The organism is Enterococcus sp. AZ095a, from assembly GCF_050546735.1.
Taxonomy (GTDB): domain Bacteria; phylum Bacillota; class Bacilli; order Lactobacillales; family Enterococcaceae; genus Enterococcus_D; species Enterococcus_D entomosocium.
This window is the reverse complement of record NZ_CP172953.1, coordinates 632,767-647,847: the sequence shown is the minus strand read 5'-3', so window position 1 is coordinate 647,847 and position 15,081 is coordinate 632,767. Positions and strand designations below refer to the sequence as shown.

Sequence of the window (15,081 nt, the reverse complement as noted above, 5' to 3'; positions counted from 1 at the left end):
ACGGAGCTTGAATTATGGAACGGTTTTATCCATTTTTTGGACACACTCTCAAGAGAGATATCGACCTGTTGCGGTTTTTGTATCTTCAAAAACGTTTTGTTCCCATTGAAGAGATCAGTCAAGCGTTGGCTTTGGATCGCCGCTCCATCCAAAAAAGCTTCGACACTTTAAGCAAACGCTCGCTTTCCTTACAAGACGATCCCTCACCGCTTTTGGTTGCCAAACACGGCTTTGGGTTATCCTTCATTGGGACTAAGCGAGACTACAAGCGATTGAGTCGGCAGTTGCTGGAAGCGAATCCCTTTTTTTATTTACTGGAAACCCTTTTGCTGCAAAATGAGATCAATTTGATCCAATTCGCCGCTGACCATTACTTCTCCGAATCAACCGTTCGTAAACGAATCTATGCGTTGCAAAAACTGCTTGCTCCATTGGGATTTCAGCTGCAAAAGCAAAAAGGGACGGTTCGACTCGTAGGCAGCGAAGCCCGTATCCGCTACTTTATGATGGTCTTCTTTTGGCGAACATTTGCCGGTCTGCATTGGCCCTTTACTGGTCTTTCCCAGAAAAAATGTGAAACCATCGCACAAGACTTCTACCAAAACAATCAGATTCCCTTTAACCCGATCGAATTGAAAATGACCACATACATTTTGGCTGTCACTATTTTGCGGTTTCGCAAAGGACAACGGATTTCAGCAGAAGCAGTAGCGATCGAAGCCCCTTTGATTGGGGAAGATCTTTCCCTGTTTCAATCCCTGATTGATGAAGAGACCGCCATCTACAACCATTTATCGTCAGAACTAGCGGAACACTTCTTTCTTGATGAGAATGAACGCCGCTTTTGTTTTCTATGGCTAGCATCGAATCTCGATCGAACGTTTGCCGATGCGCAACTGGACGCTGCGTTTTCCCCAAAAAAACCAACGACGAGCATCCAAAAACTTCTCTGGTCGATGACCGCGTTCGCACCAAAATCCGAGTTGACCCGCCCTTGCAAAAGTAGGATCGTGAATACCCTCTTGAATGGGCTTTTGACTGTCGAATTGTTTGGACCGGTCGACCATACATTAGCCGGCTATAATACTGCCCAGTTTTTAACAGAACATTTTCCTGATTTGCAAAAGCAAGCCGAAAAGCTAGTGACAAAAACTTCGTTATACCAAAAAGAGCCGCTGAAACAAAGCGGATTTTCTCTTCATGTCGCTATGGCGTGGACGCTGATTTTACCGCCAGCTACTTTTCAGCAGAAAATCAAGATCAAACTGGAAACAGACTTGCCGCTGGCGATTTCGCTGACCATCAGAGAACTGATCAAAGCGCCCTTTCAAGGGTTCTACAACCTTGATATTCGTGATCAGTTTGTCGACGACGACTACGATCTCTGTCTAAGCACCACTCCATTGTCTGAAACCTATGAAAAAGCACCGGTCCTATTGATCAATGCACAAGTCACCCTTCCTGATTTGTTAGCAATTCATCAGGCGATTGAAGTATTCCAATCGCAAAAATAATGATTGCTCTGCTCAAATCACTCCAACAAAACGAGACGACGAAGTAATGAAAGTAGGTACTTCGTCGTCTCGTTTTGTTTCATTCATTCAATACAGTATTACTTTTATACAACCAATAGTTAAATCTGTTGCTAGTTCCTTTAACGAAAAGGAACACTCGAGTGTTGCAACTGGATTCGAACGTTGCCGTCTTCATCCAACATATACCCAAATGTATATTCGACCTTTACCTCTTCTCCGGTCTCACCAGATGTAAAATAATAATTGCCTGAAGAAAGTGCTGTATCACCATTTAGAATCGTATCGTGGTTGTCAAAGCGTACATTTGTCCACGGCTCTAAAGCAAACCCGCTGTCTTCTTCAATATCACCACCAACGAAATAAGACAAAGCTTCTTCCTTTGTTGAGCGGAAAGGAATTTCAGCAGCTTTCGTCGGTTTAAAAAGGACTGTTCCTTCATCAAATGCATACAACGTATCAAGGGTTTCTTTAGCTTGTTCTTCTGCAGCTTCCTCACTCTGCGTACTTGCTTCCCCAATAGCTACGATGCTCTCAGCCCAAGCTTCTTGTGCTTCTTCGATTGCAGCGAGGGTGATCGTTGGCACTTCAACCGTATCAGCTTGTGCTGTGTCGTCTTCATTTTGAGCCCCACACCCTGTTAAAGTAACTAAGATTATTGGTAAAACCAGTGTTTTTTTATTCATTTTATTCCTCCTTCTTTATCAATCAGTCTAATAAAGAATAGGTTTGATTGAAATAATAACCATAAAATCTTAACAAAAATAGAAAAATACTCGTATTTTGATTATTAAATGCATTTATCGCAGCTGATAATGAGAGCTCATTATTCAATCCGTTGTCTGCTTTGCTGCATATGTCAAAAAATACTGTTTATACGGACGCCCAATTTTTGTATACACATTTTCACTGCGAATGGCTTTGGTCTTTTCTAAGTGGGCGACATACTTTCTTACCGACACATGGGACAATGCGCAAGCTTGCGCCAATTCTTGGACTGTAAATGGCTGTTTGATAGTACGAATCGTTTCTTGGATCAACTGAAGCGTGTCTTCTGTCAACCCTTTTTCTAGTTCGATCCACGGACTTTTTTGGTTTCCCTGCAGCAGCAGATCGATTTGCTGCTGAGCGATCCGCGGATGTTTGAGGCTTTCGCGTCGTTGCTGAAATACTTGGATACTTTGGGCAAATCGTTCGAAGGAAAACGGCTTGATCAAATAATCCAACATCCCCAAATGTAGGCTTTGGCTGATCAATCGTGTTTCATCGGCAGCCGTGATCATGATCACATCCACAGCCTGTTGTTGTTCCCGTAATGTTTGCAACAGCTCCAAGCCATTGCCATCTTTCAAATGGATATCCAGCAAGAGCAGCTCAATGGTTTCTTTTTGCAGCATTTCTTGTGCTTCTTCCACTGTTTCCACCGAAAAAATTCGCTCAAAAACCGCTAAACGTTCTAAATAGCTGCGATGAATAAATTGAACCATCGGATCGTCTTCAACAATCAAAATATTGGCTTTCATAGCTGCTCCTTCCGATAATCATTCGTGATCGTCACTTCTAGGACGCCTTGCGCTTCCTGAAAAGTGATCGTCCCATTGACTTCATGCAGTAATTGCTGAAAATAGCCTACTTGCTGTAAAGTCACTTGTTCCGCTGGTGTCAACATTTCTTCCGCTAGCTGCCAACTCGTTTGCAACTGATTTTCTTGGTACTCGATTTTCATAAATACCTCTTGAGTCAAATGCTTTTGCAGCAAAAGATGATGTATATATTGATAAAGGTTTAATAAGACTTTGGTTTCATGTGCAACGGCCCCTTGGGGAATCTCTGGAAAAATTTCTAACAACAGCTGGCATTTCTTTTCCAAAAATTTTTGCCGCTCGCCAATCAAAAACCCTGCCAACAAAGGGTTTTTAATAAGAATCGCTAGCCGATGAGCAAATTCTTTCTCTGGTTTCAAAATATCATCCAAATAGATCGTCAACTCTTCATAGGCTTCTAAGTCCACCAAACCATAGATGACATGCAGTTTATTCATAAATTCGTGGGCTTGACTTTGCAGTGCCGTCGCATAGGCTGTCGTATTTGCCAACTGATCCGCAATAAATAAAGACTCTGTCGCATTTCTTAGAAAAATAATATGCCCTATCTGCTGATTTCTCACGATGATCGGTGCCGATGAAAAGACATAGTCCTGCCCTTCTTGCTGTACTAACCGCTCTTGCTTCTTGTCAAAATCGACGTGCTGCAAAGCAGGCAAGATCGTTAGCAGGGATTGGCCAACCAAGCCATCTTCTGATGCAGTAGCAAGCGGCAATGCCGTGGCAGCTCGATTTGCCAGCAAGATGTTCTTCGCTAAGTCTAAGACAAAAACAACATCCTTGGTTTCTTCCAGCATACTATTGCGTTCTTCTAACAAACGTGAGATTTCTTGCGGTTCCAGATTATGCAGTTGTCGTTTCAAATAAAATGCCACGAATAATGCAATCCCCCCGCCTAATAGCAAACTGATGAACAATGCTTTCCGATAGCCTTTTTGCGATAGTAAGATTAGCGATTGCAGTGAAGTCATTTTAATCCCTAATGCCACGACGCCAAGTTGTTCTCCATCTTCTTTCACTGGAACGAACCCACGTAAGGACTGTCCTAAGGTGCCGTTGCCAATGGAGAGAGACTCCTTGCCTTCAATTGCCGGTGTTTCATCGCCACCTGTAAAAGGTTGACCAATCTTTTCAGGGTCTGGGTGCGTGATCCGAATAGCGTCTTGATCCATCAAAACAATAAAATCCAACCCATAATTTTTTGCTAATTCATTGGTATATGATTGCAACTGGGGACTGGCTTTCTTTTCCCGCAGTGCTTGCTTGACCTCCGCTTCTGATGCTAACTGACGACCGATCGATAGCAGCAGCGTTTCTTCATCCCGGTGCATTTGCTCTTTTTGTTCCATCATCATCAGTACATAAAATAATGTTAGAACGATACATAAGGTACTGGTAAAAATTCCTACTAACAGCACCCACAGCCGAACTGGCCGCTCTCGCATAGTCGTTCCTCCTCAATTGCTAATAAGCGTTCATTACACGCTCATTTTAACATAGGAATCTTTTTCCGAAGGTCTTTTTTTAAGTTGTATTTAATTAAATTAGTTAAATAATCTTCTTTGTTTGTGAGCGCTTCCTTATACTGGAAACATCCAAAGGAGGTATTTGAATGAAACAAGTCGTCGCAAAACAACCCGTTGTTGAAAAAAAGCAAACCAAAGCAAAGTGGTGGTCTTTCTATGTTGGTTCCGTTCCTTTGCCCGTCTATCTGGTAATGTCTGCCATTATCTTGATCACTGCTTTTCTACAGCAACTGCCTGTCAATATGTTGGGGGGGTTCGCCGTTATCCTAAGTTTAGGCTGGTTATTAGGAACGATTGGTGCCAACATCCCCATCATCAAGAATTTTGGTGGTCCCGCTATTTTTTCTTTGTTGATTCCGTCAATCCTGGTCTTTTTTAATCTCATCAATCAAAACGTATTGGAATCAACTAATATCTTAATGAAGCAAGCAAACTTCCTTTATTTCTATATCGCCTGTTTGGTTTGCGGCAGCATTTTAGGTATGAATCGCAAAATCTTAGTCCAAGGGTTGATGCGAATGATCATTCCTATGATGTTAGGCATGGTCTTAGCGATGGGCGTAGGTACCCTTGTCGGTGTCCTGTTAGGGCTAGATTGGAAACACACTTTGTTCTTTATTGTAACTCCTGTTTTAGCCGGCGGTATTGGGGAAGGAATCTTACCGCTTTCCTTAGGATATAGTGCCATCACTGGTTTAGGTAGCGAGCAATTGGTCGGTCAGTTGATTCCAGCCACTATCATCGGCAACTTTTTCGCGATCGTTTGTACTGGCTTGTTGACTCGCTTAGGGGAACAAAAACCGCAGCTTTCAGGAAAAGGCCAACTCGTCAAAATGAGTGATGGGGATGATTTGAAAGATGCGTTGGTTGAAGATCAATCACCGATCGACGTCAAATTGATGGGTGCCGGTGTGCTGACCGCTTGTACGCTCTTTATTCTCGGCGGTTTGCTGGAACACGTCACTGGGTTTCCTGGACCTGTTCTCATGATCGTAGCAGCCGCTTTCTTGAAATACTTGAATGTCGTACCTAAAGAAACACAAAAAGGATCAAAACAGCTTTACAAATTCATCTCTGGTAACTTTACATTTCCACTCATGGCAGGATTAGGACTGCTTTATATTCCTTTGAAAGATGTCGTCGGTATGCTGACCTGGCAATACTTTTTAGTCGTTATTAGCGTCGTTTTCACTGTGATTGCCACGGGATTTATCGTTTCTCGCTTTATGAACATGTACCCCATCGAAGCAGCCATCGTTTCTGCTTGTCAAAGCGGAATGGGTGGAACCGGCGATGTCGCGATCTTAAGTACCGCCGACCGCATGAATTTGATGCCATTTGCCCAAGTAGCTACACGTTTGGGTGGCGCGATCACGGTTATCTCAATGACCGCACTTTTACGACTATTATTTTAATTGTTTGAAATCGGAAGGGAGAAATCAAGAATGTCAACGATGAATGTCAAAGAAGCAGCTATGAAACAAGCCGAGGAAAATGGGGGCAAATTAGCCGTCGTTTCTAAAGTCACTATTGATTCAAAAGAAGATTTAAGTATTGCCTACACCCCAGGAGTCGCAGCTGTTTCATCAGCAATTGCTGAAAACGAAGAACTCGCCTACACCTTGACCACCAAGAAAAATACTGTCGCCGTGATCAGCGATGGCTCAGCGGTGTTAGGTTTGGGCAATATCGGTGCCAAAGCAGCTATGCCGGTCATGGAAGGCAAAGCGGCCTTGTTCCAGCGCTTTGCCGGAATCGATTCGATTCCGATCGTCCTAGATACGCAAGACACCGAAGAAATCATTCAAACGATCAAAGCGATCGCACCAACCTTTGGTGGGATCAACCTAGAAGATATCAGCGCCCCTCGCTGCTTTGAGATCGAACGACGCTTGATTGAAGAATTACCGATCCCCGTGTTCCACGATGACCAGCACGGAACTGCCATCGTGGTATTAGCCGCTTTGATCAATAGCCTGAAGCTGATCGAAAAATCCTTTGAAGAGGTCAAAATCGTGATCAACGGCGGTGGTTCTGCTGGCCTTGCCATTACCCGAAAATTTTTGGCTGCTGGCATCAGACACATCACTGTTGTCGACAAAGCAGGGATCATTTCAGAAACGAACCATGAACTTGCGCCCCATCACGCAGAAATTGCCAAAGTCACCAATCGTCAACATCTAACAGGAACACTAGAAGATGCCCTCAAAGGAGCAGATGTCTTCGTAGGCGTTTCAGCTCCCGGTGTGCTGCACCCTGAGTGGATCAAAACGATGGCAGAAAAACCAGTGATTTTTGCTATGGCGAATCCAACGCCAGAGATTTTCCCTGATGAGGCACTAGCAGCTGGCGCCTTTATCGTCGGTACTGGTCGCAGTGATTTCCCTAACCAGATCAATAATGTCTTGGCCTTTCCGGGAATCTTCCGAGGCGCATTAGACGCTCGAGCAAGAGACATCACGATCGAGATGCAGATCGCAGCAGCACAAGGGATCGCTAGTTTGATCCCCGAATCAGCATTGACTCCAACCACTATCATTCCAGATGCGTTTCAGCCTGATGTCGCTAAAGTCGTGGCAGAAAGCGTGAAGAATGCGGGGAAAAAAGATTAAATAGATTGGTATCATTAGTGACTGCAGCGCTAGTTGTTTGATACCAATAAAATGAAAAATAGCTACAAAAATGTACCGACTATGAAAACTAGTCGGTACATTTTTGTGTCGGATTTTACAGATAATCGAAAGTTTCCTCCCAGAAGACAGTCCGAAAAAATACTCCCTAACTTCCCATTCACTATTGCTTCACTTGGTTCACTTCACAGAGGGCACTCTTTAGTTTGAGGATATAATCGACAAATCACACGCTCCCAATCTTTCTTCGTTGGTATGCTACTTAACAAGATATAATCATCCGTCAAACCATAATCCAGGATATAGGGACGATAATTTGTGACGATCAAAACCTTCTGGTCCGCTTTTAATCGTTCTTCTGTTAATTCGTGCAATGAAAGAAAAATGACTTGATACTTGTTTGCAAAGAGCCGAATTGCTTGTAGTCGAATCATTTGAACGACCATTGAGTCCCCTTCTATAAGAAACAAAATATTTTTTTTCGGTTGATAATAGTCGCGTAGTAAATCACTTACCGTTGTAAAACTGATAGCAATATCTTCCATAAATTCTGTCGCAAAAGCTAACTCTTCTTTGTACTTTTCCAAAAATGGTTTATTTTTGTAGTAAGATTCTCGATGGTATGTTTTTATTGAGGCGACTTCTTCAGCTTGTCGCTTGTTCAAAGATGGACAAATCACTTCATTGAGTTTTCTAGACACCAGAAAGGAGGTTAGATAATCTTCTAGCAGTGACTGATCCCAGCCCTTAAATTCGGCACCAGCAAAATACGCTTTTACGATCGGCTTCACTTCTGGCCAGAAATTAAATCGAGCTAGAAAAGTTTTTTCTCGATCGTATTGATTGATTGTCCGCGTACATATAATCATGTAGTGAAGCCAAGCAAGTTCTTCTTTGGGTAAAGATACCCCATACTCTTTGAAAATGACTTCTTTCAGAATCTCTAACAATTTAAAATCATTTTCTTGATAGACAAGCTCTTTTGCCCATTCAGGAATCGAAACATAGTGCTCCTTTTGCGCCCGTACAATCGTTATATACAGCAGTGAATAAAAAGCCGAGATCGTCAAGCCAGTCCCTACTTCATATTTTCCCAATTTATCAGAAAGTCCCTTTAGAATTACATGGTGCAGTCCTTCTGGTGGTCTGATCGTATAGGGGGTGGACTCACCTACGTAGTAAAAATCAAAAAAGAATTTACGAATGCTTGCTTCATCGCCTACCAAAGTAACCGGTGTGAAACTTAGAGAAAGTCCATACTCTTTTAAGGCTGGTTGCACACGTGCAATAAACCTTCGTAATGTTGTTTCCGCATAATTGTATCGATAAGCCAATTCATTCAGATCAACTACTTCTCCATAAAAAATGTTCCCAATGATTTCAAATAAAACTTCCTGATTTAATAGCTGCTCTTTTTTTTCTTTAAAGAGAACACGATTTCGTTCTTCGAAATGAAATCCGCTATTACCTGATACCAATTCAATACATTCGCCAAAATGCTCTTTGATCAAGCGTAGGTCTTTCACCAATGTCCGCTGAGAAATAGCCAATCGCTCAGAAAGAATCCCAACTTTAAAAACTTGTTCTCGTTCAATAATCGTTAATATCTGCATCCAACGCTTTGTACTCGGACTTGTAATAAAAGACATCTGAAGTTCCCTCATGCCATTTCTTCACTCATTTCCTTTTCTGACTTGGCTCTATTCATTCTACCATACAACAGAAACCCCTTTCTTCGCTACGTCAAATGAACTTCTTTCTAAAAACATAAGATGTGGCACGAAACATCCATTGTCAGAAAAGTTCGCTTTCGCTTTTTTGAACTTGCTGCGGGCTTTCTTTCAATCCATAGCAAGGCAAGCACCATTCTTTTCCTGGATCAAATGATAGCATTGCGACACGCGACAAATAAGAAAAGTGCTGACACCCATGTATACACACAACCTTTTGCCTGTGCGCAACAGATTTTCTATTGCAGATTCAAATAAAAAAGCTTAACACCTCGTAGATGTTAAGCAGAATCAGCTATCATTCTATGTTTGTTCAATACTCGGTGCCCGATTTTCATTTGGCATTCTTCTCTGGATCGGATTTAAAACCTCACAACCGCTTTGACCAACGGATCATCTTCTAACGTTTGGCGTTCTAGCGCCTCTTGCAGTTTTTCCAATGGGTATTCATCCGTGATATATTTTGTGGGATCGATCATGCCACTAGCAATCAAATCGATCGTTTCTTCAAACTCTTGGCGGGTGCATGAAACGCTGCCGATGAGCTTGATTTCTTGCAAGACCAACCGATTTAATGAAAAAGGAATTTCGGGAGCAACGGAATTTCCGATCGCCACGATCGTTGCGCCAGGACGAGCAGCCTCAACGCATGTCGCTAAGGAACTGCTGGAACCGACCGCTTCAAAAATCAAATCGAACCCACCAGCAGACGCGTCTTTCAATACTTCCCCGCGGTTTGGATCCTTAGCGTCAAAGTAATCGTCAAAGATTCCCAATTCCTTGGCTTTCTCAATTTTTGTATCGTTGATTTTGGACATGGCCACATAAGAAGCCCCAGCTTTTTTTGCCAATTCGCCAATCAATTGCCCGATGATCCCACTTCCAGAAACCAAGACTTTGTCATTTAACTTAATATTGGATTTACGGATGGCATGATAGGCAACCATCAAGGGATCAATCAAGCTAGCTGCTGTATCTGAAACTGTATCTGGCAATTTATAAGCATTGGACGCTTTTCCGACAAACCGTTCGGCATAGGCGCCATTGCAGACAAAGCCGATATAATTGGTGCCGTTTACTTCCCGACACAAATGCTCTTGCCCTTTTTGGCACATCTCACATTTTCCACAATAAAGATTTGCCCAAAAAGCGACGCGATCGCCGATTTTAAAGGAACTATCGCCTGCATCCGTCACGACACCGCAAAACTCGTGACCCATGATAAAATCGGACTCCCCTGTTTTGCCCCAACCTTTCCCTGCTTGCCACATATGCACGTCACTGCCGCAGACGCCGCAAGCTGAAACTTGGATCTCGATCAGTCCTTCTTCCACTTTCGGCACAGGTACTTGTTTGACCTCGATCGTTTCTGGTCCTTTTAATACAGCAGCTTTCATGTTTTTTTCTGTCATCTCTGTTTCCTCCTCATTGCTTTTTCCTTTGCTTACTGTCATACTAACATTAAAGTTAACTTTAAAGTCAACGTTAAGGAGTGAAAAAAATGACCTATACGATATCCCAAGTTGCGAAAGCCTTAAATATCCCCACGTCAACCATCCGCTATTACGACAAAGAAGGCCTTTTGCCGACGTTAGCGCGCAAAGAATCTGGCTACCGTTTATTTTCAGATACCGAAATTGAGATGCTGGAATTGATCGAATGTCTGAAGGAAACAGGCATGACCATTAAAGAGATCAAAGATTATGCACAATTGACACGCCTTGGTGATGACTCGCTGCAAGAACGCCATAAAATGTTTCTTGAACAAAAAAAAGCGCTGCAAGCGCAGATAGACGCTTTGCAGCAATCGATGGCGTTGATCGACCATAAGTGCTGGTATTATGAATCAGCGATCGCAGCCGGTACAGAACAAATCCATTTCCCAATCAAAATGTCGTTGAGAAACAAAGAAAAGTTTCAAGCGATCACCGCTCAAAGCGAAGATCGCTAACGTTATGTAACGTTCACAGTACTATCTGCCTGCTTCTAGTGATCCGAAGCAAACCTATTCTTGGTACTTTTCAAATACTTGCTTGTCTGCTAGTGAATAGACTTGTTCATACAAATAATCAAAGAGAGTATTCATGTTCTCTTTCGTATCGCTCACTTCATCAAGGATCTCTTTTGCCGTACGATGGGCGATATTCAAGCGCATTTCGGCGTTGTAGATCATCCGTTCTGCTTCAACCTGCGCTTCTTCAAGTGTCCGGTCTGCTTTCTTTCTAGCAAACAGCAAGATCTCTCGCATCTCCGCTTGAAACTGCTGATTTTCTTTTTGTAACTCTTGGTTTTCTTTTTGCAGCTCATTGACCGCTTTGCGAAGCGCAGCGGCTTCTTCTTCCTGAGGGCCTCGATCCTGCTCCTCCAGCTGTGCTTCTTTTTCAGCGAGTTGGTTCGCCAAATTTGTGATGACCTCTTCTTTTTGGAGCAGCAGCTGTTTTTGTTCTTGGGCTTTGCTTTCATACCATTGTTTTTCTCTTGCCCAATCCAAGCGTTCAAAAATCGCTTTTTCTTTCACTTGCTGGATATCCGACTGTGAGCGATGCAAGGTTTCTGCATGGAGCCGCTTTTCAAGTTCTGTGATTCTCGTTCGTGCCAACACTAACTCTTGATGGGTTTGTTCAAAGCTCATATCTGCTGGTGAGACAGGCGCCAGCTCCATCTGCTCCTCGTTCGCTTCCGCGGTAAACGCTTCAAAAGAGCGTTTTTCTTGATAGCTAGGCAAGGGCGCATTGACAGTTTCATTACGCTTTTTGGTGCTTTTACGCTTTCTCTTCCCTTTACTGCTTACTGGATGTGGCATGCCAGTTTCTGAGGACCAGGGTTGCGTCGAGTGCTTAGGCGATCCTTCTGGCTCCAATCGTTCCTCTAGTTCCGCTTGTACTGAAGGAGACGGTGCCGGCGCCTGTCCACTTCGTTGCCCTTGTTTTTTGCCTTTTTGGGGTTTACTACTGGTACCCGTCATTTCTTGATCATTGCTAGTAGCTTTCTTTTTTGCGGTATCGGCGAAGGCTTCTTTCGCCGGTCCATTGGCAACAGCTGTCTCAGCGGTTCTGTTTTCTTTCTCATACGTTTCTTCAAATCCTTTTAATTCTTTCAATGACACTTGGTTCATTTCGTCGAATAGCGTCTGAGCAGAAAACCACCCACGTCCCTTCTTCTTACTCATCCCTTGAATCCCTCCCTTTCGTCAATAACTCTTTTGATTGTTTCATTCTAAGTTCCCGTGTCTGAAGCTTGGACAAGCTCTTTTCGGTTGAGTACTTGCCACTGTCCCTGAGCATTGCGGACGATCGTTTGTTCAAATGACGTATCGGGCGTATCTGCTACTTGCAACACGAAATGGCACCGTTTCACGCCTTGCGCCTGCGATAGATCATCGATGATTCGCTGCAAATTAGCTTCCCAAGCAGGAAAGTCCGCAGAAGAGTTCAAATGACTTGAACTCGTTAGGGTGATTTCTTGCAGCGGTTGGTCAATATGGATCAGCACGACTGTCGGTCCTAAAAAAGGCGTCACTTGCGTCCCAAATTCTTCTTCTAGCTGAAAACGCGCTTCTCGATCATCCGCCATCAGCAGCGTCTGCCAAGCAAGATTTTCAAAAGGGAGACCTGCAGACGGGTACACCGATAACGGTCGTTGCGTCCCTTCAATCTGTTCTTTTTGTAAATGTAAGATTTCCTGTTTCATCTGCTCCCTTTCCTCTGCTACCCTGCGGCTTTGCGCATGTATGGAAACATGAGTAAAAGTCAAAAGCAGCAAACTCATAAGAAACAGACCACTCACCATCAGTAACGCTAACGGATGTTCATTACGAATCTTATGCTTAAAAAAAGCCAGTTTTCTTTTTTCCAACTCCGTCATATTTGTTCGTCGCTCAAGTCTTCGAACAAAGATTTCGAGGTATCCCCGTTGAGCAAGCACCCCGATCGCCACAAAACAAAGCAGCAGTATGCTGACATAAACAATCTTCACGGACATCCCCCTTTCCATCTTTTGTCCATAATTGAGCCTCGATTTTCAAACAGACACGCTGACTGACCACGTTGAATCCTTAAAAGAAATTCAAGACGACCCCACGAAGCGCCTCGCTCGTCACCATACCAAATTCACGACTATCGATCGAGTGCATGATCGCATCCCCAACGACGAAATACTCTCCTGGCTGCAAGATGCCTCCGACCGGCAATTCCCTCGCCGTTTCTTGCGTCAGTGTAAAGGTATAGGAAAAATCATAATAGGACCCTGATGCCCCCAATAGCAAACGATTGCCACTGCGCGCATAGGAATCCCCAGGAACCCCGATCACTCGTTTTACGATCAGCAGCCCTTCATGCTCAAAAGCGACGAGATCATAACGATGCGGCAACTGATTCTTTTGAATAACGACTAACTCGTTGTTTTGAATAATGGGGGCCATCGAATCACCGCTGACACGAGCCATTTTGTAGTTTGAAAAGAAATAGAACAGCAGCAGTAGCAGACAACCTATTCCCAACACACGAAGTGCCCATTGCTTTTGGAATCGACCCATGATACCTGTTGCTCCTCTACCATAATTTTACGTCGTACGTAGCCTTTGACTATTTATACCGTTGGCTCTATCGCTTTTAGCGAGAGGCAGACGCTGCTGGAAGCTCTTCACTAGGAACAGAGCCTTCACATGAACCAAGAAAATCGGCTAAAATTGCCTTGCCGAGGCGTTTGATGGAGTTTGGCTCAATCGGTCGTTCCAACCGATAGATGGGCTGTTCCAATTCCAGCAAAAAGAGCGGTTGATCGGTGACCAACACCTGGCGGGCGGTGAAAATTGACAGCTCACTCGTAGCCTCGACGACGACATCTACTCCTTGTGCAACCAGCCAATCCCTCAGACGTTGCTTGATCCAGCCTTTGATTTTCTCATTTCCACTCAAATGATAGGTGATCATCAGCTGCTTGTTTTTTAACTGCTGCTTGTTTAGATAGGACTCGCCTATTGTCTGCAAATAGTGAGAAGCAGCGCTAGAAAGTACCTTAGACTTTCCAATACCCGACACTGCTGGCTTTTTACAATCCCGCAGCAAAGGAGGTGGCACATGGAAGAGCCGATCCAGTAACATGACTGCTAACGCCACTTGCACGAACACGCGATCTTCTCTCAATGTCTCTGCTTGCTTGGGAAACGTCTCTCGCAAGCTATCGATTGGATCAAACGGCACCGTTTCTTCGATCCACGGATGTTTTAATAAAAACGAAAGTACCCCTTCATCTGCCATCATCAGGAACAGCAGGACACACCGTTCTTGCTGCGACAAGGACCTGCAGACCTCCAAGCCTTCGATGACAAAGCCCGTTTTTTCTAGAAACAACCGACAAAAGTCAGCCATTTCCCAATTTTCCTCCAAGCGCCCACCTTGTTGCGCCCGTAAAAGAAAGACCTTCGTCCACTGCAACGAAACCACTGGATCGATCGGCAAGGACGGACGATACCGCAGTGTCAACGTTTCAGCCAGCTGCTCAAAGATTTGGTAGGGCTGTTCCTCTTCTTCAAAATAAAAGGCTTTATAGAAATACCGTATGTTTCCTTCTGCCCCTTCTAGGCACCACTGCTTTTTATTCAAAGTCAGCTCATAAGCAGCGAACAAGGTCTGAAGCTGACGGCATTGTTTCAAAAAAGTTTGATTGCCTAACCCGGTGATCGCAGCCAGTTTTTCCGGTATCACCGTTTCTTGCTGACACAAGAAATGCAGAAACAACAGATTTGGGTCATCCGCCAACAATGCTCGCTTTTTTTTCTGATACTCTGCCAGTTCTTGGATCACCAATTCATAGCCATTGCTGGCAGATGCGAGGATCGTCGAAGCCCCAAAGAGTTGGCGCAGTTCCTCAATGTCTGAAATAATCGTCCGCCGAGAAGCGCCGCAAGCATGTGCCAGCTGTTGCCCACTTAAAGGACCGCAACATTCCAACTGCCGCAAAATCGTCAATTGCCGCTTGCACGTCATTGAAAATAAACTGTTCATCAATAAAGACGGCTTGTTTCTCATCGTTTCACCTCCCCACACATTCGAAAGAAG

13 protein-coding genes are annotated in these 15,081 nt (G+C 43.9%); 4 read left to right on the top strand and 9 right to left on the bottom strand.

All coding sequences use genetic code 11. The annotated features are described in order from the left end of the window. The first annotated feature begins 14 nt into the window (after positions 1–14). Entirely contained in the window at positions 15–1,514 is a 1,500-nt protein-coding gene (locus IGJ26_RS02995; protein ID WP_016611264.1) for a helix-turn-helix domain-containing protein, read from the top strand. Between the two features lie 140 nt (positions 1,515–1,654). On the opposite strand, the gene IGJ26_RS02990 is transcribed toward IGJ26_RS02995, so the two are convergent. The 3 genes from IGJ26_RS02990 to IGJ26_RS02980 all read right to left on the bottom strand — a co-directional run bounded on the left by IGJ26_RS02990 (position 1,655) and on the right by IGJ26_RS02980 (position 4,581). Next, positions 1,655–2,218, bottom strand: coding sequence for a hypothetical protein (locus tag IGJ26_RS02990; protein WP_086372633.1), 564 nt, complete (start codon positions 2,216–2,218; stop codon positions 1,655–1,657). 144 nt (positions 2,219–2,362) lie between these two features. Next, positions 2,363–3,055, bottom strand: coding sequence for a response regulator (locus IGJ26_RS02985; protein ID WP_086299718.1), 693 nt, complete (start codon positions 3,053–3,055; stop codon positions 2,363–2,365). Further along, positions 3,052–4,581, bottom strand: coding sequence for a Spo0B domain-containing protein (locus IGJ26_RS02980; protein ID WP_008378028.1), 1,530 nt, complete (start codon positions 4,579–4,581; stop codon positions 3,052–3,054). Before IGJ26_RS02980 ends, IGJ26_RS02985 begins: the two co-directional genes overlap by 4 nt. A gap of 167 nt (positions 4,582–4,748) precedes the next feature. Here IGJ26_RS02980 and IGJ26_RS02975 point away from each other — a divergent pair, with 167 nt between their 5' ends. Continuing rightward, positions 4,749–6,077, top strand: a complete 1,329-nt coding sequence (locus IGJ26_RS02975; RefSeq protein ID WP_008378026.1) for a 2-hydroxycarboxylate transporter family protein — start codon at positions 4,749–4,751, stop codon at positions 6,075–6,077. A 30-nt stretch (positions 6,078–6,107) separates the two neighbouring features. Beyond that, positions 6,108–7,274 carry an NAD(P)-dependent malic enzyme gene (locus IGJ26_RS02970; RefSeq protein WP_087665098.1) on the top strand — a complete coding sequence of 389 codons (1,167 nt, stop codon included), beginning with the start codon at positions 6,108–6,110 and terminating at the stop codon, positions 7,272–7,274. Between the two features lie 203 nt (positions 7,275–7,477). Here the strand turns inward: IGJ26_RS02970 and IGJ26_RS02965 are convergent, their stop codons facing one another. Then, positions 7,478–8,956: a helix-turn-helix domain-containing protein gene (locus IGJ26_RS02965; protein WP_194199922.1), complete on the bottom strand. Its 1,479-nt coding sequence runs from the start codon at positions 8,954–8,956 to the stop codon at positions 7,478–7,480. 428 nt (positions 8,957–9,384) lie between these two features. Then, positions 9,385–10,434 carry a zinc-dependent alcohol dehydrogenase gene (locus IGJ26_RS02960; protein ID WP_228085394.1) on the bottom strand — a complete coding sequence of 350 codons (1,050 nt, stop codon included), beginning with the start codon at positions 10,432–10,434 and terminating at the stop codon, positions 9,385–9,387. Between the two features lie 89 nt (positions 10,435–10,523). Between IGJ26_RS02960 and IGJ26_RS02955 the strand changes: the two genes are divergently transcribed. Next, positions 10,524–10,973 carry a MerR family transcriptional regulator gene (locus tag IGJ26_RS02955; protein ID WP_008378019.1) on the top strand — a complete coding sequence of 150 codons (450 nt, stop codon included), beginning with the start codon at positions 10,524–10,526 and terminating at the stop codon, positions 10,971–10,973. Between the two features lie 54 nt (positions 10,974–11,027). Here IGJ26_RS02955 and IGJ26_RS02950 read toward each other — a convergent pair whose 3' ends face one another. The 4 genes from IGJ26_RS02950 to IGJ26_RS02935 form a co-directional block, all read right to left on the bottom strand. Then, positions 11,028–12,191 (bottom strand): hypothetical protein, encoded by a 1,164-nt coding sequence (locus IGJ26_RS02950; protein WP_061053774.1) that lies wholly within the window; start codon positions 12,189–12,191, stop codon positions 11,028–11,030. A gap of 47 nt (positions 12,192–12,238) precedes the next feature. After that, complete coding sequence (locus IGJ26_RS02945) at positions 12,239–13,003, bottom strand: hypothetical protein (RefSeq protein ID WP_176374325.1); 765 nt, start codon at positions 13,001–13,003, stop codon at positions 12,239–12,241. A 73-nt stretch (positions 13,004–13,076) separates the two neighbouring features. Continuing rightward, the gene (gene lepB, locus IGJ26_RS02940; protein ID WP_086299120.1) at positions 13,077–13,556 is read right to left on the bottom strand and encodes a signal peptidase I; all 480 of its coding nucleotides are present in this window, start codon (positions 13,554–13,556) and stop codon (positions 13,077–13,079) included. A gap of 76 nt (positions 13,557–13,632) precedes the next feature. Beyond that, the gene (locus IGJ26_RS02935) at positions 13,633–15,051 is read right to left on the bottom strand and encodes a helix-turn-helix domain-containing protein (protein ID WP_194199920.1); all 1,419 of its coding nucleotides are present in this window, start codon (positions 15,049–15,051) and stop codon (positions 13,633–13,635) included. Positions 15,052–15,081 lie beyond the last annotated feature (30 nt).

What these genes read in the sequence shown, in the direction of transcription:
- IGJ26_RS02960 (WP_228085394.1), bottom strand. Translation starts at nt 10,434, where the DNA reads ATGACAGAAAAAAACATGAAAGCTGCTGTATTAAAAGGACCAGAAACG.
- IGJ26_RS02955 (WP_008378019.1), top strand. Translation starts at nt 10,524, where the DNA reads ATGACCTATACGATATCCCAAGTTGCGAAAGCCTTAAATATCCCCACG.
- IGJ26_RS02995 (WP_016611264.1), top strand. Translation starts at nt 15, where the DNA reads ATGGAACGGTTTTATCCATTTTTTGGACACACTCTCAAGAGAGATATC.
- IGJ26_RS02980 (WP_008378028.1), bottom strand. Translation starts at nt 4,581, where the DNA reads ATGCGAGAGCGGCCAGTTCGGCTGTGGGTGCTGTTAGTAGGAATTTTT.
- IGJ26_RS02970 (WP_087665098.1), top strand. Translation starts at nt 6,108, where the DNA reads ATGTCAACGATGAATGTCAAAGAAGCAGCTATGAAACAAGCCGAGGAA.
- IGJ26_RS02985 (WP_086299718.1), bottom strand. Translation starts at nt 3,055, where the DNA reads ATGAAAGCCAATATTTTGATTGTTGAAGACGATCCGATGGTTCAATTT.
- IGJ26_RS02975 (WP_008378026.1), top strand. Translation starts at nt 4,749, where the DNA reads ATGAAACAAGTCGTCGCAAAACAACCCGTTGTTGAAAAAAAGCAAACC.
- lepB (WP_086299120.1), bottom strand. Translation starts at nt 13,556, where the DNA reads ATGGGTCGATTCCAAAAGCAATGGGCACTTCGTGTGTTGGGAATAGGT.
- IGJ26_RS02935 (WP_194199920.1), bottom strand. Translation starts at nt 15,051, where the DNA reads ATGAGAAACAAGCCGTCTTTATTGATGAACAGTTTATTTTCAATGACG.
- IGJ26_RS02965 (WP_194199922.1), bottom strand. Translation starts at nt 8,956, where the DNA reads ATGAGGGAACTTCAGATGTCTTTTATTACAAGTCCGAGTACAAAGCGT.
- IGJ26_RS02945 (WP_176374325.1), bottom strand. Translation starts at nt 13,003, where the DNA reads ATGTCCGTGAAGATTGTTTATGTCAGCATACTGCTGCTTTGTTTTGTG.
- IGJ26_RS02950 (WP_061053774.1), bottom strand. Translation starts at nt 12,191, where the DNA reads ATGAGTAAGAAGAAGGGACGTGGGTGGTTTTCTGCTCAGACGCTATTC.
- IGJ26_RS02990 (WP_086372633.1), bottom strand. Translation starts at nt 2,218, where the DNA reads ATGAATAAAAAAACACTGGTTTTACCAATAATCTTAGTTACTTTAACA.